The organism is Actinoalloteichus spitiensis RMV-1378 (assembly GCF_000239155.1).
GTDB classification, from domain to species: domain Bacteria; phylum Actinomycetota; class Actinomycetes; order Mycobacteriales; family Pseudonocardiaceae; genus Actinoalloteichus_B; species Actinoalloteichus_B spitiensis.
Genome location: NZ_AGVX02000175.1, coordinates 1 through 22,045, shown reverse-complemented (window position 1 = coordinate 22,045; position 22,045 = coordinate 1). Strand labels below are relative to the sequence as shown.

The following is a 22,045-nucleotide window of genomic DNA, read 5'->3' as shown; positions in this document are numbered from 1 at the left end:
CAGGGGAGTTCGTCCCTGCGGGCCGCGCGCGTTCGCGTCGTTCGGGGCAGATGCCGCGCCGGAACGCATGCGGGGTGGCGCGCCGGCTCGGAGATCATCGGATTCGGTGACCGACCGGCGGCGGCCGTGACCCGGTGTGAATCGTCGCCCGGCCGGGGCCGGGGTCCGGGGGGGCTTGTGACACGAACGTGGGAGTTCGGGGCCGCGCCACTGGTACGAGTGGACGAAGAAGCGCACGACACCCGGCCCTCCGGTGTCCGCCCGGTGTGCGGAAAGCGGCGGTAGATCGACAAGTTTCCCCACAGCACTGGTGGTCAACCCCGGGCAGGCTGTTAGAGTCGTGCACGCTTCGTGTCATCAGGCACGGGGCCGGGTTGCCTGCGCGGCAGGCTGCAATGCTGCCGGCATTCGCCGGCCACGAAGATCGTCGGTCGGAGAGGCCGACGACGCCGAGGAGGTCACGCGTGCTCAGCGCCTTCCGCGCGGCTCTCACGACGCCGGACCTGCGCAAGAAGATCCTGTTCACCCTCGGGATCGTCGCGGTGTACCGGCTCGGGGCCAACGTTCCGTCGCCTGGTGTCTCCTCGCCCAACATCCGGCAGTGTCTCGAACTCATCGAGAACAGCGGCAGTGCGAACATCTACTCGCTGCTGAACCTGTTCAGCGGCGGTGCGCTGCTCCAGCTCTCGTTGTTCGCGCTGGGCATCATGCCCTACATCACCGCGAGCATCATCGTGAACCTCCTCGGTGTGGTCATCCCGAGGTTCGAGCAGCTGCGCAAGGAAGGCCAGTCCGGCCAGGCGAAGCTGACGCAGTACACGCGGTACCTGGCGATGGCCTTCGCCGCCCTGCAGGCGACCACCTTCGTGGCGCTCGCCCGGTCCGGGCAGCTGTTCGGCAACTGCCCGCACCAGGTCATCCCGGACGGCTCGGTCTTCAACCTCGTCGTCATCGTGATCGTGATGACCGCCGGTACCGCGCTGGTGATGTGGTTCGGCGAGATGGTGACCGAGCGCGGCGTCGGCAACGGCATGTCGCTGCTGATCTTCTGCTCCATCGCGGCCCGGATCCCGGCCGAGGGCAGCAACATCCTCCAGACCCAGGGCGGCGTGGTCTTCACCGTCGTCTGCATCTTCGCCCTGGCCATCATCGTGGCGGTCTGCTTCGTCGAGCAGGCCCAGCGCCGGATCCCGGTGCAGTACGCGAAGCGGATGGTCGGCCGGCGGATGTACGGCGGCACCTCGACCTACCTGCCGCTGAAGGTCAACCAGGCCGGCGTGATCCCGGTCATCTTCGGTTCCTCGCTGCTGTACCTGCCGCAGCTGATGTCCCAGCTGGTCGGTGACGGCACCGGATGGCTGAACCGGTTCATCGACGACTACATCGTCCCGCAGTCGAGCTGGGTGCACATCCTCCTGTTCTTCGGGCTGATCATCTTCTTCACCTACTTCTACGTGTCCATCACGTTCAACCCGGACGAGCGGGCGGACGAGATGAAGAAGTTCGGTGGTTTCGTGCCGGGCATCCGCCCGGGCCGTCCGACGGCGGAGTACCTGAGCTTCGTGTTGAGCAGGATCACGCTGCCCGGCTCGATCTACCTGGGTATCGTCGCGGTGCTGCCGAACTTCTTCCTGAGCATCACCGAGGAAGGCGCGAACCAGAACTTCCCGTTCGGCGGTACCGCCGTGCTGATCATGGTGAGCGTCGGTCTCGACACCATGAAGCAGGTCGAGAGCCAGCTCATGCAGCGAAACTACGAAGGGTTCCTCCGGTAGTGCGACTCGTCTTGGTAGGCCCGCCCGGAGCGGGCAAGGGCACGCAGGCAGCCGTCCTCAGCGCGAAGCTGGGCGTCCCCCACGTCTCCACGGGGGACCTGTTCCGCGCGAACATCAGTCAGCGGACGCCGCTGGGGGAGGAAGCCAAGCGCTACCTGGACGAGGGGCAGCTCGTTCCGGACGAGGTCACCAACGGCATGGTTCGGGACCGGCTGCGCCAGGAGGACGCGGTGGGCGGGTTCCTGCTCGACGGGTTCCCCCGGACGGTGGGGCAGGCCGAGGTGCTCACCGAGTTCCTCGGCGGCCAGGGGCACGAGCTGGACGCGGTGCTGGAGTTCCAGGTGCCGGAGGACGAGGTCGTCACCCGGATGTTGGCGCGGGGTCGCGCGGACGACACCGAGGACGTGATCCGGACCCGCCTGGCGGCCTACCGGGGGAGTACGGCTCCGGTGCTGGACTACTACCGGTCGAAGGTCGTGGGGATCGACGCGTTGGGCTCCATCGAGGAGATCACCGGGCGGGCGCTGCGGGCGCTCGGGGTGACGGGCTCCTGACGGCGGGCCGGTCCCAGTCGAGGGACCGGCCGCTTCCATGACCGAGTGGTGCCCTCCGACGAGGTCGGAGGGCACGAGTGCGAAAGAGTGCAGGGGCCGAGACGTGCTGAAGCGAAGCCGGGGAATCCAGCTCAAGTCGCGTGGTGAGCTGGAGGCGATGCGAGCGGCGGGGCTGGTGGTCGCCGGCGCGTTGGCCGCGGTGCGGTCGGCGGTCCGCCCCGGTGCCAGCACCGCCGAGCTCGACGAGATCGCCGAAACCCACATCCGGGAGGCGGGCGCCGTCCCGTCCTTCAAGGGCTACCACGGCTTCCCCGGCTCGATCTGCGCCTCGGTCAACGAGCAGGTCGTGCACGGCATCCCCGCCAGCACCCAGGTGCTGGCGGAGGGAGACCTGATCTCCGTCGACTGCGGGGCCATCCTCGAGGGCTGGCACGGTGACTCGGCGGTGACGGTGCCGGTGGGCCAAGCGTCCGAGGCCGATCTCCGGCTGTCCGAGGCGACCCGGTTGTCCATGCTCGCGGGCATCGATGCCTGCCGCCCGGGGAAGCGGCTGAGCGACATCTCGCACGCCATCGAGCTGGAGACCCTGCGGGTGCAGGAGGAGCACGGCGTCGAGTACGGGATCGTCGCCAACTTCGGTGGGCACGGTATCGGCACCGAGATGCACATGGAGCCCTTCATCCCCAACTTCGGGAGGCCGGGGCGGGGGCCCAAGCTCCGGGAGGGGATGGCGTTGGCCATCGAACCGATGCTGACCCTCGGCACGGACGACACCCGCGAGCTGTCGGACGGCTGGACCGTGGTCACCGCCGACGGAACCAGGGCGGCGCACTGGGAGCACACGGTCGCGCTGACCTCGGACGGGCCGTGGGTGCTGACGGCGCCGGCCGAGGACTGAGCCGCCCGCCGCCACCGGGTTCGATTCGGGCACCGAGTTCGGTGAACCGCTCCCGGGCGGCAGGCGGATGCGGAAGGATGTCAGCGTGAGCGAGCCTATTCGTGCCGACGCCATGCGGGCGTCCGACGCCGACCGCAAGCGGGTTCAGGACCAGTTGCACTGGGCGCACGCCGAGGGCCTGCTCGACCTTTCGGAATTCGACAGCCGGGTGCGCTCCGCGTGGGACGCGAAGACCACCGGCGAGCTGGACCGGGTCGTCGCTGATCTGCCGGTCCCCCGGCCCAAGGGGCGGCGGCGGGTGTTCGCCCCCGGCGCGGGCGGCACCACGATGCGGGTGCTGACGACCATCTGGCTGAGCGCCTCGGTGGCGAACCTCGTCATCTGGGGCCTGCTCCACCTGACGGGCTGGCCGGTCTACCCGTGGTGGTTGTGGGTGGCGGTGCCACCCGGTGCCGTGCTCGGTGCCCTCTACGCCAGCGGGGTCGGGCGGCCGAGGAGTTCGTGAGCCCGGCCGGCCGCGTCGCTCCCCGTGCCACCCCGGCCGGCGTGGCCGAGCCGGCACGACCGCGCCCGCGGTCGAGGCCTCGGTCCTCACCCGGTGCGTACCGGCACCGCGCGGGTCGCCTCCGAAGTACCATGGATGGAGGCACTCCGCCACCCGGGAGGTCGGTGACCGGGAGTGGCGTGGTGGGCGCGTTCCCTGGGGAGGGTCGAGTGGGCGAGCCGGTGTCCTGGAGCGAGATGCGGGCCTCGGACGGCGACCGGCAGCGGGTCGCGGAGCGCCTGGGGAAGGCGCAGGCGGACGGCCGGCTCAGCGTGTCGGAGTACGACACCCGACTGCGGGACGCGCTGGCGGCGCGGACCTACGGGGAGCTCGAGCGGCTGACGACCGATCTGCCGGCGCCGAGCGAGGAGCCCGGGGTAACCCGGGGCAACGAGGGCCAGCCCGGGCAGGGCCGCGACGACCAGCGGGTCGCCGAACGGACCGGGTGCCTCCCGGCTGAGCGGCGGAAGTCCGACCTGAGGCGTGCCGCCGAGGCGTGGGCCTCGGTCAGTGCCATCACCTTCACCATCTGGCTGATCGGCTTCCTCACCGGCGGGGGCACGGCGGACCCGTGGTGGTTGTGGGTGGCGGGTCCGTGGGGAGCGGTGATCCTCGTCATGGCCCTGAGCGGGGCCGGGAAGCGGTACTCGGACTGACGTCCGCGCCGGTGTTCACGGGTGCGTCGTGCCCCAGGTGGAGCTGACCTGCGCGAAGGGCTACACTGGCTCAACGGCGCACTCCTCGCGCTGACTCATCGTGCCGTGTGTCGTGCGGCGGGCCGGTTCTCGACGGGCCTGGGGCGGCACTCCCCTCCCGGTGTGATCGACGGTCCCGTCCGTCGGCGCGCGTCCGGGTGGCGCGGGAAGCAGCGCGAGTGGTCCGCCGGCACCCGGGGACCGCGTTCGTCCTGGTCGACCGGGTGCGACCGCCAAATGACACCGTCACGAAACGCGGAGGACATGGGCAAGAAAGACGGGGCCATCGAGGTCGAAGGTCGCGTAGTCGAGCCGCTCCCCAACGCGATGTTCCGAGTCGAGCTGGAGAACGGCCACAAAGTCCTGGCCCACATCAGCGGCAAGATGCGGCAGCACTACATCCGCATCCTGCCCGAGGACAGGGTAGTCGTGGAGCTGTCGCCCTACGACCTGTCCCGTGGGCGCATCGTCTACCGCTACAAGTGACCTCCACGGTGCCCGGGCTGGTCCCGGGCACGCGTCCGAGCAGGAGAGCACGACCGTGAAGGTCCAGCCGAGCGTCAAGAAGATCTGCGACAAGTGCCAGGTGATCCGCCGTCACGGGCGGGTTCTGGTGATCTGCGACAACCAGCGTCACAAGCAGCGTCAGGGCTGAGCGTCCCCGACGCGGTGACCGTCGCGTGACGCTTGTCGCGGAGCAGACGACGAGAGAACGACACATCTCCTTCGACCTGTCGTGCGTGGAGCACGGCTGACCCCCGGACTCCGGGCCGGGGCCCGGGCCGCACTCGCGGCCGCGGGGCGGCGGAGGAGCAGACCTGGAGCGAAGAGACAAAGGAGAACGCGCCGGATGGCACGTGTCGCTGGCGTCGATCTTCCCCGCGACAAGCGGATGGAGATCGCGTTGACCTACATCTACGGCATCGGCCGTACCCGCGCCAAGGAGCTGCTGGCCGCGACCGGGATCAGCCCGGACCTGCGGACCGGCGACCTGACCGACGACGACGTGGTGCGTCTGCGGGACCAGATCGAGAACAACTACAAGGTTGAGGGTGACCTCCGCCGCGAGGTGGCCGCCGACATCCGCCGCAAGGTCGAGATCGGCTGCTACGAGGGGCTTCGGCACCGTCGCAGGCTGCCGGTGCGTGGTCAGCGGACCAAGACCAACGCCCGCACCCGCAAGGGCCCGAAGAAGACCGTGGCCGGCAAGAAGAAGGCCGGGCGCAAGTAACCCCTCGCGCGCACTGAGGAGAAGACGAGAGACATGCCACCCAAGACCCGCGGCGCCGGGGTCAAGAAGGTCCGGCGCAAGGAAAAGAAGAATGTCGCGCACGGTCATGCGCACATCAAGAGCACCTTCAACAACACGATCGTGTCCATCACCGACCCGTCCGGCGCGGTGATCGCCTGGGCCTCGGCCGGCCACGTCGGGTTCAAGGGCTCCCGCAAGTCGACGCCGTTCGCCGCCCAGATGGCCGCGGAGAACGCCGCCCGCAAGGCCTCCGAGCACGGCATGCGCAAGGTTGACGTGTTCGTCAAGGGCCCCGGCTCCGGCCGGGAGACCGCGATCCGGTCGCTGCAGGCCGCCGGACTCGAAGTTGGCAACATCCAGGACGTGACCCCGCAGCCCCACAACGGTTGCCGGCCGCCGAAGCGGCGCCGGGTCTGAGGCGCGGGGAGGAGTAAGAACAGATGGCACGCTACACCGGACCCGCGACTCGCAAGTCCCGTCGTCTCAAGGTTGACCTGGTCGGCGGTGACCAGGCCTTCGAGCGCCGCCCCTACCCGCCCGGCCAGCACGGCCGCGCGCGGATCAAGGAGAGCGAGTACCTGCTCCAGCTCCAGGAGAAGCAGAAGGCGCGCTTCACCTACGGGGTCCTGGAGCGCCAGTTCCGCCGTTACTACGAGGAGGCCTCGCGCCGCCAGGGCAAGACGGGTGAGAACCTGCTCCAGCTCCTGGAGGCCCGGCTCGACAACGTGATCTACCGCGCGGGCCTGGCCAGGACCCGCCGCCAGGCGCGTCAGCTCGTCAGCCACGGTCACTTCCTGGTGAACGGCGAGAAGGTGAACATCCCCAGCTTCCAGGTGTCGCGGTTCGACATCATCGACGTGAAGCCGAAGTCGCTGGGCACCACGCCGTTCATCATCGCCAAGGAGACCCTCGGCGACCGGCCCACCCCGGCCTGGCTCCAGGTCGTGCCCTCCACGCTGCGGGTGCTGGTGCACCAGCTGCCGGAGCGGGCGCAGATCAACACGCCGGTCCAGGAACAGCTGATCGTCGAGTTCTACTCGAAGAACTGAGGCCTCCACTGGCGAACGGTGGCCGTGCTGGACGCACGGTCACCGTGGTGGGTCGACCAGACCGTGGCGATCCACATCCACTCGGCGTCAAATAGCGGGCGCCGCTGGGAAAGGACAAGACGAAGTGCTCATCTCGCAACGACCGACACTGACCGAGGAGACGGTCTCCGAGACCCGGTCCCGGTTCGTCATCGAGCCGCTGGAGCCGGGCTTCGGTTACACGCTCGGCAACTCGCTGCGGCGGACGCTGCTGTCCTCGATTCCGGGGGCCGCGGTCACCAGCATCCGCATCGACGGTGTCCTGCACGAGTTCACCACCATCCCCGGGGTGAAGGAGGACGTCACCGACGTCATCCTGAACCTCAAGGAGCTCGTGGTGAGCTCGGAGGAGGACGAGCCGGTGACCATGTACCTGCGCAAGCAGGGGCCTGGTCCGGTCACCGCCGGGGACATCGTTCCTCCGGCCGGTGTCACCGTGCACACCCCCGACCTGCACATCGCCACTCTCAACGGCAAGGGCAAGCTCGAGATCGAGCTGGTCGTGGAGCGCGGTCGCGGTTACGTCCCCGCCGTGCAGAACAAGCAGGCCGGCGCGGAGATCGGCCGGATCCCGGTCGACTCCATCTACTCGCCGGTGCTGAAGGTGACCTACAAGGTCGAGGCGACCCGTGTCGAGCAGCGGACCGACTTCGACAAGCTGACTCTCGACATCGAGACGAAGCCGTCGATCACGCCGCGCGACGCGGTGGCGTCCGCCGGCAAGACGCTGGTGGAGCTGTTCGGGCTGGCCCGGGAGCTGAACTCGGACGCCGAGGGCATCGAGATCGGCCCGTCTCCTTCCGAGGCGGACACCATCGCGGCCTTCGCGATGCCGATCGAGGACCTCGACCTCACGGTGCGTTCCTACAACTGCCTCAAGCGGGAGGGGATTCACACCGTCGGCGAGCTGGTCTCGCGCAGCGAGGCCGACCTGCTCGACATTCGCAACTTCGGTGCGAAGTCGATCGACGAGGTCAAGATGAAGCTGGCCGGCCTTGGCCTGGCGCTCAAGGACAGCCCGCCCGGGTTCGACCCCTCCGCCGCCGCCGCCGACTACCCCAGCGAGGGGTGGTCCAGCAACGGCGACGGTGGTGACGGTCACGACGACGGTCAGGACTACGCAGAGACTGAGCAGCTCTGATCCACCGCCCGCTTTCCCGAGCGCGGTGGATGCGAGGACGCAACCGAGGAGCAACCGATGCCCACCCCAACCAAGGGTCGCCGTCTCGGCGGGTCCCCGGCCCATGAGCGGCTGATGCTGGCCAACCTGGCCACGTCGCTGTTCACGCACGGCCGGATCAAGACCACCCAGGCGAAGGCGAAACGGCTCCGGCCGTTCGCCGAGCGGCTGATCAGCAAGGCCAAGCGCGGTGACCTGCACAACCGCCGCGAGGTGCTGCGGGTCATCCGGGACAAGGATGTGCTGCACAAGCTGTTCGCCGAGATCGGCCCCTTCTTCGGCGACCGCAACGGCGGTTACACCCGGATCATCAAGGCGATGCCCCGCAAGGGTGACAACGCCCCGATGGCCGTCATCGAGCTGGTGAACGAGAAGACGGTCACCGCGGAGGCCGAGGCCGCCCGCAAGACCACCTTCGCCGACAGCGCGACGACCGCGGCCGAGGAGACGAAGGCCGAGGACACCACGACCGAGGCCGCCGCCGAGGAGACCAAGGCGGAGACCCCCGCCGAGGACACCGCGGCCGAGGCCGACGAGGCCAAGGCCTCCGAGGCGGAGGACAAGTCCGACGAGAAGAAGGACTGAGTCCTGAGCCACGCGACACCGCCGAGCGAGCCCGCCACTCCCGCGCAGGGTGGCGGGCTCGTTCGCGTACGACTCGACATCAGCTACGACGGCGGGGAGTTCTCCGGCTGGGCTCGGCAGCCCGGCCGCCGCACGGTGTGCGGTGTCCTGGAGGACTCGCTGTCGATGATCCTGCGGTTCGACGTCCGGCTGACCGTCGCCGGCCGGACCGACGCCGGAGTCCACGCCACCGGCCAGGTCGCGCACTGCGACCTCCCACCGGAGGTGGTGCCCGGCCAGCTGGCCCGGCGGGTCAACCGGCTGCTGCCGCCCGACGTGCGCGTGCTGGACGCCCGCGCGGTCCCAGCCGACTTCGACGCGCGGTTCTCCGCGTTGTGCCGGCACTACGTGTACCGCCTGACCGACTCGCCGGTCGGTGGTGAGCCCCTGACCCGGCGGCACGTGCTCGCCTGGAGCCGCCCGCTGGACGTGGCCGCGATGAACGCCGCCTCGGCGGCCCTCCTCGGGGAGCACGACTTCGCCGCCTACTGCCGGCGCCGGGAGGGCGCGACCACCGTCCGCGCCCTGCAACGCCTGCGGTGGGAGCGGCTGGGAGAACCGGGGACCGCCGCGCACCACCTGATCGAGGCCAGGGTGAGCGCGGACGCCTTCTGCCACTCGATGGTGCGCAGCCTGGTCGGCGCGCTGCTGGCGGTCGGAGACGGGCGCCGGCCGGTGGAGTGGCCCGGTGCGCTGCTGGCCCGGTCCAGTCGGGTCGACGACGTCGTGGTGGCGCCCGCGCACGGGCTGGCGTTGACCGGGGTCGACTACCCGGACGACACCGGGCTGGCGGCCAGAGCCGAACGCACCCGCCGGCTACGGGTGCCGGGCCCGCCCACCTCCCCGGGCTGAGGGGCTCCTCTCCGACCTGCCGGCGCGGCCGTCCAGCCGGGGGCGCACCAGAACCCGCCGCGACCGCGCGAGCACCGCACAGGTCGGTCGGCGCGGGCGGTCGGTGGCACCCCGGGTGGCGGCCGTCCCGCCGTTCCGCTCGAGGATGTCCTGTTTCGCTGACCGGTCTCCTGCGGTGCTCGGCGCAGGTGGTGATGCGTCCTTCAGGGGTACTTCGCCGGTGGAATCCGAATAGTGTCGGTTCCGGGTTCACCCGATGTTCGTCCTGTTCAGGACGGGTGTGGCCGTGCCGGTCCGCCGGTTCGCCCCACCCCCCGGTCTCCCCGGCCCGTTGGCCGGCGGCGCCGCCGTCTCAGTCCTTCCCTCCCGCCGGCTGGCTGTCCTCGGCTGGCCGTCCCGCACGTACGAAGGAGCTGGCTGATGAGACCCGTTCGCCTGACCGGCCTGGTCGCCACCGCGGCCGTGGTCACCGCGACCCTCACCGGAATGGGGGCCGCCTCCGCGGGAGAACGCCCCACCCCGACCCCGGAGCACCAGTACTACTCACCCGGCCTGCTGGCGAGCATGGCCGACGAGTTCGACATCACCCCTCGGCAGGCGGAGACCCGGCTGGGCCAGGAGTTCGCCGCGATGGAGGCGGTGGACCCGGCGGAGGACGCGGCCGGCGCGGCCTACGCGGGGGCGTGGTTCGACGCCGACCGAGGGGGGCTCGTCGTGGGCGTGACCGATGCGGGGGTCGCCGACGCCGTTCGAGCGGCTGCCGACGTGGACGTCGAGGTCGTCGAGCACAGCGCCACCGTCCTCGACGCGGTGGTGGCCGAGCTGAACGCGGTGGCGGAGGAGGAGGCTCCGCCGGCGGAGGTGACCAGCTGGTACGTCGACCCGGTCGCGAACGAGGTCGTCGTCACCGTTCTCGCTGACACCGGTGCAGACGCCCAGGAAACCGCCGCCTTCCTCGCCGAGGCGGAGAGCCTCGGACCGGTCACCGTGCTCGAGGTGGGCGAACGGCCCGAGACCTTCGCCGCGGGCACCGTCGGTGGCGACCCCTACTACATCAACGGCACCACGCGCTGTTCCATCGGGTTCTCCGTGCACGGCGGGTTCGTGACGGCCGGGCACTGCGGGGGTGCGGGAAGCACGGTGCACGGGTGGGACTGGTCGCTGATGGGCAACGTCGCGGCGGCGAGTTTCCCGGGCAACGACCACGGTTGGGTGCGCATCGGTCACGGCTGGTGGACGGAACCGGTGGTCCTCGGTTGGGGAACCGTGCACGACGTCCTCGTGCGGGGCTCCTCGGTCGCGCCCGTCGGCTCCTCGATCTGCCGCTCGGGTTCCACGACGGGGTGGCGGTGCGGCACCGTGCAGGCGTTGAACGTGACGGTGAACTACGAGCAGGGGCCGGTCTACGGCACGACCCAGACCAGCGCCTGTGCGCAGGGCGGTGACTCCGGGGGTTCCTTCATCACCGGGGACCAGGCGCAAGGCGTCACCTCCGGTGGGTCGGGTGACTGCGTGACCGGCGGTCGGACGTTCTTCGCGCCGGTCAACCCGATCCTGTCCGCCTACGGCCTGTCCCTCGTGCTGGCCTGACCTCCCAGGTCGCCGCCGGCCCCGGACACCGGTCCGACCGGGTCGGTGGCGGGACCGACTCCGGGTTCCGGGGCGGTTGGCGGGTCCTCACGACCCGCCAACCGCGCGTCCGGGACCAGCAACGCGACCAGGAACGCCAGGACCGCGGCCACCGCGCCCACCAGGAAGGCGGTGGCGGCGGCCGAGGCGAAGGCAGCCAGGACCGGGGCGGCCAACACCGGGTCGACGGTGGCCAGGAACTCGGTGTTGTCCAGGTCGACCGCCAGCCGGCCGTCCTCGGTCACGGCGTCGAGCACCGGGCGGTTGGCCGGGTCCTCGGTGACGGCCGGCTCGGTGAGGTGTTGGGCGAAGTCCGGGTCGGCGCGGGCGGCCGCGAACGCGTGGTCCACCCGCCCGCCGACCAGCCCGAAGAGCACCGAGAGCAGGACGGCCGTCCCGGCCGAACCCCCGATCTGGCGGAAGAAGTGGCTGGAGGAGGTGGCGGAACCGAGGTCCGCCCGGGGTGCCCCGATCTGCACGATGAGCGTGAGGGTCTGCATGGCGACCCCGACCCCGACGCCGAGGAGCAGCGCGTGGAGACCGACCAGGGCGAGGGGGGTGTCGGTGCCCACGGTGCTCAGCAGCAGCAACGCGACGGCGCTGGTCGCGGAGCCGAACACGGCGAAGGGGCGCACCCGCCCGGAGGCGGTGATCAGGTGGCCCACGATGATCGTGGCCACCACGTTGCCGAGCGTCTGGGGGAGGAGCAACAGGCCGGCCACCATCGCCGAGTGGCCCCGCACGATCTGGAGGTAGAGGGGGAGCACGGCGAGGCTCCCGAACATCGCCATCCCCACCAGGACGTTGAGCGCGTTGCCCAGGACGAAGGTCCGGATGCGGAAGAGGTGCGGTGGCAGGAGCGCGGCGTCGCGTGAGCGCCGTTCCACCAGCACGAAGGCGAGGAGGCCGAACCCGGCCACCAGGTAGAGCAGGACGGAGGTGGGGGATCCCCAGCCCCAGTCCCGGCCGTGGGAGGCGACCGTGAGCAGGGGCACGACGGCCACCACCAGGGTCACCGCTCCCAGGTAGTCCACCCGTCGGCCACCGCCGGGGACCGGGAGGTCGAGCACCCGGTGGACGACGAGGACCGCCACGACCCCGATGGGCACGTTGACGAGGAAGATCCACCGCCATCCGGCGAGCCCGAGGAGGTCCGGCGCTCCCGCGAAGAGACCGCCCACCACGGGGCCGAGCAGGCTGGCTGATCCGAAGACCGCCATGAAGTAGGCCTGGTACCGACCCCGCTCCCGGGGCGGGACCAGGTCGGAGACGATGACGAACGCCAGTGAGAACAGGCCACCGCCGCCGAGGCCCTGCACGGCGCGGAAGGCGGCCAGCTGGGGCATGGAGGCCGCCAGCCCGCAGAGCAGCGAACCGAGCAGGAAGATGCCGATCGCCGCGAGGTACACCGGTCGGCGCCCGTAGAGGTCCGACAGCTTGCCGTACAAGGGCGTGGCGACGGTGGCGGTGACGAGGTAGGTGGTGGTCGCCCACGCCTGGACCGTCTGGCCGTGGAGTTCGTCGGCGATGGTCCGCATCGCCGTCGCCACCACGGTCTGGTCCAGCGCGGACAGGAACATCCCGACCAGCAGCCCGGAGAGCACCCGAAGCACCTGGCGGTGGTCGTACTGGTGCCCTGGCGGCGGGCTGGTGGCGGGGGGCACCGTGTCGGCCACGCGCACACACCTCCTGTCGGTCCGGGGAAGGCTGGCGAACGGTCGCTCCCGTCACGGCTCCCGAGCGGTACCTCCCACCGCCGGGCTGCCCGTACCGCCGTAGCGCGCCGTTCCGAGGACGCGGCCGTGGTGGCGGGAGGCGGGGGTCGGACGGCCGCTGGCGCGGGGCCGTCCGAGGGAACGCACGGACCACCCGGCCCGGGTCCAGTGCTCCCGGTCGAGGGTGTTCCTGGCGTCGAGCAGCCTCGGCCGGCGCACGAGGCGCCGCAGTCGAGCGGGGTCGAGCGCCGCGTACTCGGGCCACTCGGTGAGGTGCAGGACGATGTCGGCTCCGGTCGCCGCCTCGTAGGCGGAGTCCGCGTAGTCGACGGCAGGCAGCTCCCGGCGGGCGTTGGCCAACGCGTGCGGGTCGTGCACCGCCACCCGCGCGCCGCTCAGGTGCAGGTCGGCGGCGACGGTGAGGGCGGGTGAGTCGCGCACATCGTCCGAGTGGGGTTTGAAGGCCGCCCCCAACACGGCGACCCGGGCGTTGGCGACCTCACCGCCCAGCTCCTCGCGCACGAGGGCGACCGTCCGGCTCCGGCGCTCCACGTTGATCCGGTCGACCGCCTGGAGCAGTTCCACCGCTCGCCCCGCTCCGAGCTGCTCCGCGCGGGCCGTGAACGCCCGGAGGTCCTTGGGCAGGCACCCGCCCCCGTAGCCCAGTCCGGCCCGGAGGAACCGGCCGCCGATGCGGGGGTCGAGCCCGAGGGCACGGGTGAGGGGGACGACGTCGGCTCCGCTGGCCTCGCAGACGTCGGCGACGAGGTTGACGAAGGACAGCCGGGTGGCGAGGTAGGCGTTGGCCGCGACCTTGACCAGCTCCGCGGTCGGGAGGTCGCACACCACGACCGGAGTGGCCGGCCGCGTCGGGGTTTCCGCCAACAACGGCGCGTACACGCGGCGCAGCGCCCGTTCCGACTCGGCGTCGGCGACGCCGAAGACGAGGCGGTCGGGCCGCAGGGTGTCCTGTATGCCGTGGCCCTCCCGGAGGAACTCCGGGTTCCAGGCGAGTCGGACGCCCTCACCCGCCGGGGACAGCTCGCGGAGGCGGCGGGCGAGCGGTTCGGCGGTACCGACGGGAACCGTGGACTTGCCGACGACGAGGCACGGACGGGTGAGCAGGGGGCCCAGCGCCTCGATCACGGTGACGACCTGGGACAGGTCGGCCCCGCACCCCGGCGCGAGTTCCGGGGTGCCCACGCACACGAAGTGCGTGTCCCCGAACTCGGCCGCCTGGGCGAGGGAGGTGGTGAAGCGGAGGCGGCCCTCCGCCACCTGGGCCGACAACAACTCGGGAAGCCCCGGTTCGTGGAAGGGCACCTCGCCGCGTCCGAGCCGGTCCACCCGTTCGGCGTCGACGTCGACGCCGAGGACTTGGAAGCCGAGCGCGGCCATGCACGCGGCGTGGGTGGCACCCAGGTACCCGGCGCCGATCACCGTGAGCCGGGGTGGCCGGCTCGAGCTGTCGGGTGGTGGACTGCTCTGCGTCATGCCCTCACCCCCTGGCGGCGCCGACGGTGCCGTCGGCGTGGGTGGCGGACCGGCGGACGGTGCCGGCGATCTCCTCGAGGCGCGGGACGACCTGGTCGACGTGGGGCAGCGCCAGCATCTCCCGCTGCGCGGCCCGCACCCTGCCGGTGGTGGCGTGGTCGGCGAGGAGATCGGAACAGGCGGTGGCGACAGCGTCGGCGGTCTGCTCTGCCACGTGGCGACCGAGGCCGAGCTCCGCGATCCGGTCGGCGTTCACCGGCTGGTCGCCGAACTGCGGGACGACCGCCATCGGCACGCCGGCCCGCAACGACTCCCGGATGCTGTTGTAGCCGCCGTGGGTCACGAAGAGGTCCACGCACTGGAGGAGCAGCGGCTGCGCGATCCCGGTGACGACGTGGACGTTGGACGGCTGGGCCAGGTCCGGGAGCGGTACTCCTCCGGTCGACACGATCGCGGCGCAGTCGAGCTGGCCCAGCCCCTCGATGATGGCGCGCAGCCCCTCGGCGGGATCGGGCATGGGGGCGTCCTCGAGGCCGGGCTGGGGCGGCGCGTCGAGGACCATCGAGAGCGCGGTGCCGACCGCTCCGAAAACCAGTGGGCGGGTGGGGTCGAGTTCGGACACCCAGCGGGGCAAAGCCTCCCGGTCGGCGACGGTGTCGGGCTGCCGGTAGGTGATCGCGGGCGGCACGTCGTGGGTGTTGAAGGTGTAGCGGTGTGGGACGCAGTCCAGCCGGCCGTGCCGGTAGAGCGCGTCCGGGCCCTGCTCGGGGAGGTGCACCTCCCGGCGCCGCCGGTTCAGGTGGTCGACGAGGTCGACCGGGTCGACCAGGTTGCCGCCTCCGCTGGGCACCGACACGTGGGGCACGCCCAGCGCCTCGGCGACGAGCATTCCGGCGCACTCGGTGCCGTCCCGGAGCACCAGGTCCGGGCGGAAGGACTCCGCGATCGGCCGGATGGCGCCGACGTTGCGGGTCACCTGCGGGCCGCCGACGAACTCCCGGATCATCACGGCGGGGTCCCCCAGTTGGGCGAGGGTGATTTCCCCGCTGGCGAGCTGGTCCCGCAGGATCTCCTCGATCGGCCCCAGGGCCGCCCGGACCGGGAAGCTCTCGCCCGCGAAGACGTGGGTGAGCGCGGCGGGCACCACGGCCAGCACCTCGTGCCCGGCTCTGGCCACCGCGCTGGCCACCGGGAGCATGGCTCGGGCGTGGGAGGGGGAACCGGTGACGCTGCACAGCACTCGCACGGAATGGTCCTTTCCTGAGGCGGTCGGCGGCGGGCGGTACGCGGGCAGGGGAGGCCCCCGGGCCCAGATCACGGTCCGGCGGCACGGTTGTGTTGTGGCGTCGAGCTGGCTCGGCCCGTCCCGGGTCGGCAGGATCGGTGCGGGGAGCGCGTTGGCTGGCGTCCAGGGCGTCGAGGGGCCGGTCAGCGATCGGTCAGCCAGAAGTCAGCAACGGATTACTTCACCGAACGTATCCAGTCGACTGCTGACGGTCAATACGCTGATCCCTCGTCGGGGGAGATGTGGATCACACCGACATCATGGTGGGAGGGGTGGCGGGTGGCGGAGGAGGAACCGGGCGCTGCGGTGGAACGAGGTGTCCCCGCCCGCCGGAAGGACGCCGACGCCACCAGGTCGGCGTTGCTGATGGCGGCGGTCCTCCGGTTCGCGCGGGACGGCTACGACCGGACCAGCGTGCGGGAGGTCGCCGCCGACGTGGGGGTGAACCAGGCGCTCGTCTACCGCTACTTCGGATCGAAGGACGCCCTGTTCGCCGAGGTGTCCGCGCACACCTCGGCGATCGGTGAGCTGCTCGCCGGCCCTCTCGACGCCATCGGCCCCGGCCTGGGGGACCTGTTCTCGCGGGAGGGAGAACAGGGCGCTCCCGGCCTCGTGGCACTGCTGCGCTCGCCGGGCAGGGCGCCCGCGATGGAACGGTTGCGCCAGCTGGTCACCGACGACTTCACCCACGGTCTCGCGCGCCGGCTGCCGGGTGAGGACGGGAGGCTCCGCGCCGAACTGGTCGCCGCGCTGCTCATCGGGGTCGGCATGCTCCAGGCGGTCGTGCGGACACCGCAGCTCGGTAGTGGGGACCCCGACCGGGTGCGCGGGCTGGCGGCGGCGCTGGTGCGTCCGCTGGTGGACCCCGGCCCCCGCGACGCCCGGGGAGGTGGGGGCCGGCACGTTCCCGGGCGGGGGAGCAGGTCCTCGCCCGACACCGCCGCGGATACCAGCCCGTCCCGTTGAGAGGTGGTCAAGGGGGCGCGTCCCACCTACCGCCCACCGTCCGCGGCCACCGGTGCCGTCGCCGACTCCGCCGAGGGCGGGCTGGGCGGCGCTGTTCGCCGCCCGGCCGGGACGGGACCGAGCCGGGCGCGCCAGGAAGGTGGGCCACGGGACCCGCTCCCACGGTCCGGCACCGGGTGGGTGGGACGTCCTCGCGGCCCGGTCGCCTCCGGGGCCGGCCCCGGAGGCCTCAGTCGCCCCGACGGACCGGGCCGAGGATCTCCTGCTCCTTCTTGGTGGTGATCAGGCGGAAGGGGCGCCACAGGTTGCGCCCGAGGGCGATCACCCCGTCGTCCTTGAGGTTCGCCAGCTGGTTGACCATCGGCGGGGGGAGGCGCCACATCCGCGCGGCCAACTGGGCCTGGCCCACCGGCAGCCGTTGCATCAGCACCAGGTCCGCCGCGTTGGCCGTACCGGCGGCCTGCGGATGCAGGTACGGCAGTACGTACATCGTCGTCTGCCAGGGAGACCGGGGTGGGAAGAGCTCCTGGGGAACGTGCCCGCCGTCGTGGACCACCAGCAGGGGCCCGTCATCGGTGGGGCGGGGCAGTTCGACCGGCGACAGCCGACGCACCTGCACCAGCGGCACGGGGCGACCGTCCGGGCCCTGCCCGGCGGCGCGCGCCACCGACTGCCAGGCCGCCGGGCGCCCGGTCGCGATGACCACCCACGCTCCGGTCGCCATCGCGCGGAGCGCGACCTGGCGCGCCAGGTACAACCCGCCGACCAGCACGATCCGGGTCGGCGCGGGACGCAGGACCGAGATGGTCAACGGCTCGTTCTTCATGCCGGAACCGAGCACCATGCCACCCCGGTCACCGGCCGGGCTGACCGCGTCGAGCAGCTCGGGTGACACCACGAACTCCGGTGCGACGCCCCGGCCGGAAGGGCCGTAGGCCAGGCGGCTGCTCGTCATGCCGATCCTCCCAGGGGCAGGGTCGCGGCGAGTCCGGCCACCTGGAGGCCTCGCAGCGGGGTGAGCGTGATGTCCAGCTTCTCGCCGAGGGCGTTCAGTTTCCCGTCGGCCGCCTCCAGTTCGGACGGTGTCCTGGCGCTGACCCGGACCAGCCCCCGCAGACCCACCCTGCCGTCCTCCTCGCTCGGCGAGATGGACAGGGTCACCGTCGAGGACAGGGCCCGCACACCGGTGAGGGCGTTGATGTTCCTCATCCCGCTCTTGCCGGGCCACCGCGTGATGGCGTAGCTCGCGTGCCCCACCCCGCCGGCGGTCACCCCGGTCCAGCGTTCGCGCAGCCCGACCTTCTTGTTGGCACCCGCCACCGACTGGAGGTTGGCGGCGGAGATCCCGGAACGCAACACCTCGTCCACGTCGAGCGGCCGGGTGGTCACTCCTTGCCGCTCCAGTGCGGAGCGGACACGGGAGAGCGCGCCGATCAACGCCCGGTGGGCGCCGACCACGCCTCCCCCTCGCTCGCTGATGGCCTGCTGGCAGCGCCTGGGGTCGAGCCGGACGGCGACCCAGGTGGTGCGGCGGGCGGCGGCCGGCAGCGGGCCGAGCACCTCGAGGTAGGAGTTGAGCGCGGGCGAGTTGGGCGGTAGGGCGGCGCTGCCGGGGTAGCAGTGCCAGATCACCTTGATCGAGTCGAGGATGACGCCGCGGTCCTCCAGGCAGGGCGTCAACGCGCCCAACGGCAGGTTCGGCGCCGCGCCGACGTGGGTGACCAGGGCGGGGGGCGGTTCGACGAGCAGCACGGCGGTCCAGGTGCCGTCGTGCATCGCCAGTCCGACCTGGCCGCGTTCGTGGTCGGTGCCCTGCGCCACCACCAGGTCCGGCAGGGCGAGGCGGAGCAACGACACCCGGGCGTCCTCGGGACCGGTCACGGGCTTGTCGTCGAGCCGGACCTCCTCGTCGTCGTCGCGGGCCGGTGGGTGGGCCACCCTGGTGTGCGACCGGACGGCGTAGCCGAGGGTCAGCTTCGTCCACTGGGTGAGCCAGCGCCCCTTCCAGCGGGTGAAGGCCACGACCAGCGCGACGAGCAGCACCCCGGCGGAGGCCGGCCAGAGACTGGTGCTGACCGCCAGCAACAGCAGTCCCACGGCCAGCCCGACCTCGAGGACCACGACGTTGGTCACCGGCAGTGGGCCGAGGCTGGCGCCCGTCGCCCGCCGTCGCGCGCTGCCGACCCGCGCCGTCGGCGGCGCCGCTGGCGGCGACGGTTGCGGCCGCCGGGGCTGGGCAGGGCTGGGTGTGGTCACGCTCATCCGTTCGGTCTCTCCCCCTCGCTGATGCAAGACGGCGGATTGTCGGCGGGGGCCGCGCCCGCCCGGCGCCCTTATCGGGAAACGGCGCCACAGTCGTGCTGCTGCCCGCTATCCTGCCGAACGGTACCGTGGACTAGGGAGCTATAGGCCGCAAATGCCCTCAACACCTACCACCAAGTCCCAGGTTCAGGCTTACCGCTTCGTCCTCAGGCGAATGCAGTCGGCGCTGGTCCGCAAGGACGCGGTGATGCTGCACGATCCGATGCGCACCCACCAGCGCTCCGTGGTGGCGGGGATGGCGCTCGCCGCCGTGGCGCTGCTGGGTTTCCTGATCTTCGGTGTCATCTCGCCCAAGGCGAGTCCACCGAGCGCCGGTGAGATCGTGATGGCGCAGCCCTCTGGCGGTATCTACGTCGCCGTGGAGCAGAACAACGCGCTCCAGCTGATCCCCATGATGAACATGGCCTCGGCGCAACTGCTCCAGATGCGGATGCAGGGCGGCGCGTCCGCCGGGCTGCCCGAGCCGTCGTTCGTCAGCGACGACGTGCTGGCCGACATCACCATCGGCAGCCAGCTGACCGGAATCCCCGGGGCACCGGAGAAGATGCCCGATTCGGAGCGGCGGATCGATCCGCTGTGGACGGTGTGCGACTGGGCGTCCTTCGACGACAGCCTGGCGAACCCGGCCGCCTCGGCATCCGTGGAGACCTCGGTGCTCGCCGGCGTGCACGACCTGCCGGGCCGGGCGCTCGCCGAGGACGAGGTGGTCGTCGCCCGTTCCGAGGCCGACGGCGAGATGTGGGCGATCTACCGCCCGGATGACACCCGCGCCGGGTCGCGTGCCGTGGTCCGCGCCTGGGTCGACCCCAACCACCAGGTCAACCAGGCGACGCTGGCCTCGGGGCTGCGTGAGCCGCACCTGATGACCGAGGCGTTGCTGAACAGCATCCCCACCGTCGACGACTACGCGGCCCCGGACATCCCGGACCAGGGGCTCCCCGCCGACCGGGAACTCGTGCTGCCCGACGGCAACGCGGCGGGGATCGGCACCGTGGTGGCCGCGTTGGACGCGTCCGGGCAGGGCCGGGACTACTACGTCGTGCTCAACAGCGGGTACCAGGACATCCCCGAGGGCGTCGCGGAGCTCATCCGCTGGTCGCAGGGACAGGCCCAGGCGGAGGTGCCGCTGGTCGAACGGGTGGACATCACCCGGCTCGGCGCGGCCGCGGATGCCGACCTCGTCGAGATCCGCGACCTGCCGAGCCGTCCGCTGCGACCGGTCCCCTACATGGAGAACCCGGTGACCTGCTTCGCGTGGAACGGTTCGGACGACCGGGAGCGCACCGAGCTGCGGGTCGGTGAGGACATCGAGTTGCGGGGCGCGGACGCGGCGGAGGACGACCCGCTGTTGGAACGGGTGCGGTTGGGCGCCGACAACGCGGCGGACTACTTCTTCATGCCACCGGGGAACGCGGCCGTCGTCCGCAGCACGACCTCCGAGGGCAGCTTCCAGAGCGGACCGATCCACTTCGTGTCCGACCGGGGCGTCCGGTACGCCATCCCGGACATGCTCCACGTCACGGCACTGGGGCTGTTGCCGGAGGGCAGCACCCTGCCGCCCGCCCCGGAACCGATCCTGCGTCTGCTGCCGGCGGGCCCCCGGTTGGACCAGAACAACGCCGACCTGGTGTTCGACTACGTCCCCTTCGACGAGAGCGGTGACCGCCGGCTCGAGGTCGAGGAGGGCGCCGGCGAGTACGCGCCCGACCCGAACGCCCCCGGGGACGGGTGGTTCGAGGGCTTCCCCCAGGACGGCTGACGGCTGGTGGGGCACGGATGGCGGCGGTCCGGGAACTTCCGGGCCGCCGCCGGCGTCTCATCGGCCGAACGGCCTCGTCCGGAGTGCGCGCCGCGCCACGGCCGGACACACACCCACGGCCGTCGTGCTGACGACGAGCATCCAGGGAGCCCGACGTGGCAGACATCAGCATCGACCCGGAGTGGGTCACCGACTACGCGCGTCGGCTGGAACGCGTCTCCGAGGACCTCGGCGAGGTCGGTCAGACCGTCCACGTGGACGGGGTGGGCGCGGAGACCTTCGGGGAGCTGGGTGTCGAGGTCGGCACCGACACCGCGTACGCCGAGGTGTGTGACCACCTCGACTCCCAGCTGGCCCGGGGGCGCGAGGTGCTGCTGGCCGCCTCGGTGGCGCTGCGGAACGTGGCCCGCGTCCACCTGGCCCACGACGAGGACAGCGCGGCGGCACTGAACCGCTCCGGCGCCGATTCGGCCTGACCCGCACAGGGAGTTGCCCGTGTTCCCCGACCGCTACTCCGCCGACCGCGCCGGCACACCCGACGGCCCGGCCTTCGCCCGCTCCCCGGGGATCGGGGACACCCGTGCCCCGGGGGACCGTCCACCGTGGCTCCCCGAGGAGGCGGCCGTTGGGGGCCCGGACGGTGACCGGCTCGCCGGGGACGCCGCCGGACACCTGGGCTTCCTGTCCTGGATCTCCGACCAGCTCGGGGTGCCGGACCCGGTGCACGAGTACTTCGGCCCCGTGGTCGGTCGCTGGAGCGACATGCACGAGCAGGCCGAGCACTGGCGGGTCGCCGCCCGGCGGGTCGAGGAGCTGGCCGAGGAGGCGGCCGGCCCCCTCGGTGGCCTGGACGAGGCGTGGACCGGGGAGGACGCCGACTCGTTCGTCGAACACGTCCAGGAGGTGGTCCGCGCCGCGAACGCGATGGCGGACACCATGATCGCCGTCGCCGACGCCTTGGACGTGACGGCGGACGCGATCCGGCAGCTCGTGCGGGACATGGTCGAGGTGCTCGCGGGCAGCGCGGACTCCGTGTCGGAGGCGTTGACCGTCCCGGTCGCCGGCGAGGAGCGGGCCCGCGACCACCTGGTCACGATGCGCGAGCCGCTGCTGGAGCTGTTCGAGGCGGTCCGGGAGGTGCTACGCGCGCTGGTCGGCCTGTGCTCGGGGCTGGGTGGCGACACCGTCTTCTCCGATCTGCGCATGGCGCACGTCTTCCCGGAGGACGACTGGACCTTCGACGTGCCCTCCGGCCCGGGGGGCGGTGCCCCTGGCGCGGTCGACGTGGCGGGCGCGGGCGCTGGCGGGGGTGGTGGCGCGCCCGGCGGCGGAGGCGGTGGGGTGCCCTCGGGCGGTGGCGGTCCCGGTGCCGGCTCGGTGGGGGCGGCACCCGAGTCCGATCGGCCGGTGCAC

General features: G+C 71.8%; 23 protein-coding genes. 18 read left to right on the top strand and 5 right to left on the bottom strand.

Annotated features, from left to right (window positions below; translation table 11 throughout):
• Window positions 1-464 precede the first annotated feature (464 nt).
• The 14 genes from secY (at window position 465) to ACTIDRAF_RS0209120 (ending at window position 11,052) form a co-directional block, all read left to right on the top strand.
• Window positions 465-1,775 carry a preprotein translocase subunit SecY gene (secY, locus tag ACTIDRAF_RS0209185; protein WP_016698440.1) on the top strand — a complete coding sequence of 437 codons (1,311 nt, stop codon included), beginning with the start codon at window positions 465-467 and terminating at the stop codon, window positions 1,773-1,775.
• Window positions 1,775-2,329, top strand: a complete 555-nt coding sequence (locus tag ACTIDRAF_RS0209180) for an adenylate kinase (protein ID WP_016698439.1) — start codon at window positions 1,775-1,777, stop codon at window positions 2,327-2,329. Before secY ends, ACTIDRAF_RS0209180 begins: the two co-directional genes overlap by 1 nt.
• Window positions 2,330-2,432: 103 nt before the next feature.
• The gene (gene map / locus ACTIDRAF_RS0209175) at window positions 2,433-3,227 is read left to right on the top strand and encodes a type I methionyl aminopeptidase (protein ID WP_016698438.1); all 795 of its coding nucleotides are present in this window, start codon (window positions 2,433-2,435) and stop codon (window positions 3,225-3,227) included.
• 85 nt (window positions 3,228-3,312) lie between these two features.
• Window positions 3,313-3,732 carry a DUF1707 SHOCT-like domain-containing protein gene (locus ACTIDRAF_RS0209170; RefSeq protein WP_026065925.1) on the top strand — a complete coding sequence of 140 codons (420 nt, stop codon included), beginning with the start codon at window positions 3,313-3,315 and terminating at the stop codon, window positions 3,730-3,732.
• 209 nt (window positions 3,733-3,941) lie between these two features.
• Window positions 3,942-4,427 carry a DUF1707 SHOCT-like domain-containing protein gene (locus tag ACTIDRAF_RS0209165; RefSeq protein ID WP_016698436.1) on the top strand — a complete coding sequence of 162 codons (486 nt, stop codon included), beginning with the start codon at window positions 3,942-3,944 and terminating at the stop codon, window positions 4,425-4,427.
• 303 nt (window positions 4,428-4,730) lie between these two features.
• On the top strand, window positions 4,731-4,952 hold the full coding sequence (infA, locus tag ACTIDRAF_RS0209160; RefSeq protein ID WP_005166804.1) for a translation initiation factor IF-1: 222 nt from the start codon (window positions 4,731-4,733) through the stop codon (window positions 4,950-4,952).
• A 55-nt stretch (window positions 4,953-5,007) separates the two neighbouring features.
• Window positions 5,008-5,121 carry a 50S ribosomal protein L36 gene (gene rpmJ, locus ACTIDRAF_RS0209155; RefSeq protein ID WP_016698434.1) on the top strand — a complete coding sequence of 38 codons (114 nt, stop codon included), beginning with the start codon at window positions 5,008-5,010 and terminating at the stop codon, window positions 5,119-5,121.
• Window positions 5,122-5,316: 195 nt separating this feature from the next.
• Window positions 5,317-5,697: a 30S ribosomal protein S13 gene (rpsM, locus tag ACTIDRAF_RS0209150; RefSeq protein ID WP_016698433.1), complete on the top strand. Its 381-nt coding sequence runs from the start codon at window positions 5,317-5,319 to the stop codon at window positions 5,695-5,697.
• Window positions 5,698-5,730: 33 nt separating this feature from the next.
• Window positions 5,731-6,135, top strand: coding sequence for a 30S ribosomal protein S11 (gene rpsK, locus ACTIDRAF_RS0209145; RefSeq protein WP_016698432.1), 405 nt, complete (start codon window positions 5,731-5,733; stop codon window positions 6,133-6,135).
• 23 nt (window positions 6,136-6,158) lie between these two features.
• Window positions 6,159-6,767, top strand: coding sequence for a 30S ribosomal protein S4 (rpsD, locus tag ACTIDRAF_RS0209140; RefSeq protein ID WP_016698431.1), 609 nt, complete (start codon window positions 6,159-6,161; stop codon window positions 6,765-6,767).
• 124 nt (window positions 6,768-6,891) lie between these two features.
• Window positions 6,892-7,947 carry a DNA-directed RNA polymerase subunit alpha gene (locus tag ACTIDRAF_RS0209135; protein ID WP_016698430.1) on the top strand — a complete coding sequence of 352 codons (1,056 nt, stop codon included), beginning with the start codon at window positions 6,892-6,894 and terminating at the stop codon, window positions 7,945-7,947.
• Between the two features lie 57 nt (window positions 7,948-8,004).
• Window positions 8,005-8,571: a 50S ribosomal protein L17 gene (gene rplQ / locus ACTIDRAF_RS0209130; protein WP_016698429.1), complete on the top strand. Its 567-nt coding sequence runs from the start codon at window positions 8,005-8,007 to the stop codon at window positions 8,569-8,571.
• 3 nt (window positions 8,572-8,574) lie between these two features.
• A complete protein-coding gene (truA, locus tag ACTIDRAF_RS0209125; RefSeq protein ID WP_052168759.1) occupies window positions 8,575-9,462 on the top strand; it encodes a tRNA pseudouridine(38-40) synthase TruA in 888 nt (295 codons plus the stop codon).
• A 420-nt stretch (window positions 9,463-9,882) separates the two neighbouring features.
• The gene (locus tag ACTIDRAF_RS0209120; protein ID WP_016698427.1) at window positions 9,883-11,052 is read left to right on the top strand and encodes a S1 family peptidase; all 1,170 of its coding nucleotides are present in this window, start codon (window positions 9,883-9,885) and stop codon (window positions 11,050-11,052) included.
• Here ACTIDRAF_RS0209120 and ACTIDRAF_RS0209115 read toward each other — a convergent pair.
• Genes ACTIDRAF_RS0209115 through ACTIDRAF_RS27975 form a run of 3 tightly spaced genes read right to left on the bottom strand, consistent with a single transcriptional unit; the run spans window position 11,025 to window position 15,546 of the window.
• On the bottom strand, window positions 11,025-12,767 hold the full coding sequence (locus ACTIDRAF_RS0209115; protein WP_016698426.1) for an MDR family MFS transporter: 1,743 nt from the start codon (window positions 12,765-12,767) through the stop codon (window positions 11,025-11,027). The two genes, ACTIDRAF_RS0209120 and ACTIDRAF_RS0209115, sit on opposite strands and share 28 nt — an antisense overlap.
• A 51-nt stretch (window positions 12,768-12,818) precedes the next feature.
• Window positions 12,819-14,300 (bottom strand): UDP-glucose dehydrogenase family protein, encoded by a 1,482-nt coding sequence (locus tag ACTIDRAF_RS0209110; RefSeq protein ID WP_016698425.1) that lies wholly within the window; start codon window positions 14,298-14,300, stop codon window positions 12,819-12,821.
• Window positions 14,301-14,304: 4 nt separating this feature from the next.
• Window positions 14,305-15,546 carry a glycosyltransferase gene (locus ACTIDRAF_RS27975; protein ID WP_052168758.1) on the bottom strand — a complete coding sequence of 414 codons (1,242 nt, stop codon included), beginning with the start codon at window positions 15,544-15,546 and terminating at the stop codon, window positions 14,305-14,307.
• Between the two features lie 279 nt (window positions 15,547-15,825).
• On the opposite strand from ACTIDRAF_RS27975, the gene ACTIDRAF_RS27970 reads away from it, so the two are divergent.
• Window positions 15,826-16,551 carry a TetR/AcrR family transcriptional regulator gene (locus ACTIDRAF_RS27970; RefSeq protein ID WP_083886183.1) on the top strand — a complete coding sequence of 242 codons (726 nt, stop codon included), beginning with the start codon at window positions 15,826-15,828 and terminating at the stop codon, window positions 16,549-16,551.
• 229 nt (window positions 16,552-16,780) lie between these two features.
• Here the strand turns inward: ACTIDRAF_RS27970 and ACTIDRAF_RS0209095 are convergent, their stop codons facing one another.
• Both ACTIDRAF_RS0209095 and eccE read right to left on the bottom strand, forming a co-directional pair.
• The gene (locus ACTIDRAF_RS0209095) at window positions 16,781-17,506 is read right to left on the bottom strand and encodes a hypothetical protein (protein WP_016698422.1); all 726 of its coding nucleotides are present in this window, start codon (window positions 17,504-17,506) and stop codon (window positions 16,781-16,783) included.
• Window positions 17,503-18,684 carry a type VII secretion protein EccE gene (eccE, locus tag ACTIDRAF_RS0209090; protein ID WP_016698421.1) on the bottom strand — a complete coding sequence of 394 codons (1,182 nt, stop codon included), beginning with the start codon at window positions 18,682-18,684 and terminating at the stop codon, window positions 17,503-17,505. The genes ACTIDRAF_RS0209095 and eccE overlap by 4 nt, the downstream gene beginning before the upstream one ends.
• A 283-nt stretch (window positions 18,685-18,967) precedes the next feature.
• Between eccE and eccB the strand changes: the two genes are divergently transcribed.
• From eccB to ACTIDRAF_RS34450, 3 genes are all read left to right on the top strand, one after another.
• Window positions 18,968-20,632 (top strand): type VII secretion protein EccB, encoded by a 1,665-nt coding sequence (eccB, locus tag ACTIDRAF_RS27965; protein WP_083886181.1) that lies wholly within the window; start codon window positions 18,968-18,970, stop codon window positions 20,630-20,632.
• Between the two features lie 155 nt (window positions 20,633-20,787).
• Window positions 20,788-21,108, top strand: a complete 321-nt coding sequence (locus ACTIDRAF_RS0209080; protein WP_016698419.1) for a hypothetical protein — start codon at window positions 20,788-20,790, stop codon at window positions 21,106-21,108.
• 19 nt (window positions 21,109-21,127) lie between these two features.
• Window positions 21,128-22,045 (top strand): WXG100 family type VII secretion target (locus ACTIDRAF_RS34450; protein ID WP_016698418.1); only part of this gene is annotated, 918 nt, incomplete at its 3' end.

What these genes read in the sequence shown, in the direction of transcription:
- infA (WP_005166804.1), top strand. Translation starts at nt 4,731, where the DNA reads ATGGGCAAGAAAGACGGGGCCATCGAGGTCGAAGGTCGCGTAGTCGAG.
- rpsM (WP_016698433.1), top strand. Translation starts at nt 5,317, where the DNA reads ATGGCACGTGTCGCTGGCGTCGATCTTCCCCGCGACAAGCGGATGGAG.
- rpsK (WP_016698432.1), top strand. Translation starts at nt 5,731, where the DNA reads ATGCCACCCAAGACCCGCGGCGCCGGGGTCAAGAAGGTCCGGCGCAAG.
- rpsD (WP_016698431.1), top strand. Translation starts at nt 6,159, where the DNA reads ATGGCACGCTACACCGGACCCGCGACTCGCAAGTCCCGTCGTCTCAAG.
- rplQ (WP_016698429.1), top strand. Translation starts at nt 8,005, where the DNA reads ATGCCCACCCCAACCAAGGGTCGCCGTCTCGGCGGGTCCCCGGCCCAT.
- ACTIDRAF_RS0209120 (WP_016698427.1), top strand. Translation starts at nt 9,883, where the DNA reads ATGAGACCCGTTCGCCTGACCGGCCTGGTCGCCACCGCGGCCGTGGTC.
- ACTIDRAF_RS0209110 (WP_016698425.1), bottom strand. Translation starts at nt 14,300, where the DNA reads ATGACGCAGAGCAGTCCACCACCCGACAGCTCGAGCCGGCCACCCCGG.
- ACTIDRAF_RS27970 (WP_083886183.1), top strand. Translation starts at nt 15,826, where the DNA reads ATGTGGATCACACCGACATCATGGTGGGAGGGGTGGCGGGTGGCGGAG.
- ACTIDRAF_RS0209095 (WP_016698422.1), bottom strand. Translation starts at nt 17,506, where the DNA reads ATGACGAGCAGCCGCCTGGCCTACGGCCCTTCCGGCCGGGGCGTCGCA.
- eccB (WP_083886181.1), top strand. Translation starts at nt 18,968, where the DNA reads ATGCCCTCAACACCTACCACCAAGTCCCAGGTTCAGGCTTACCGCTTC.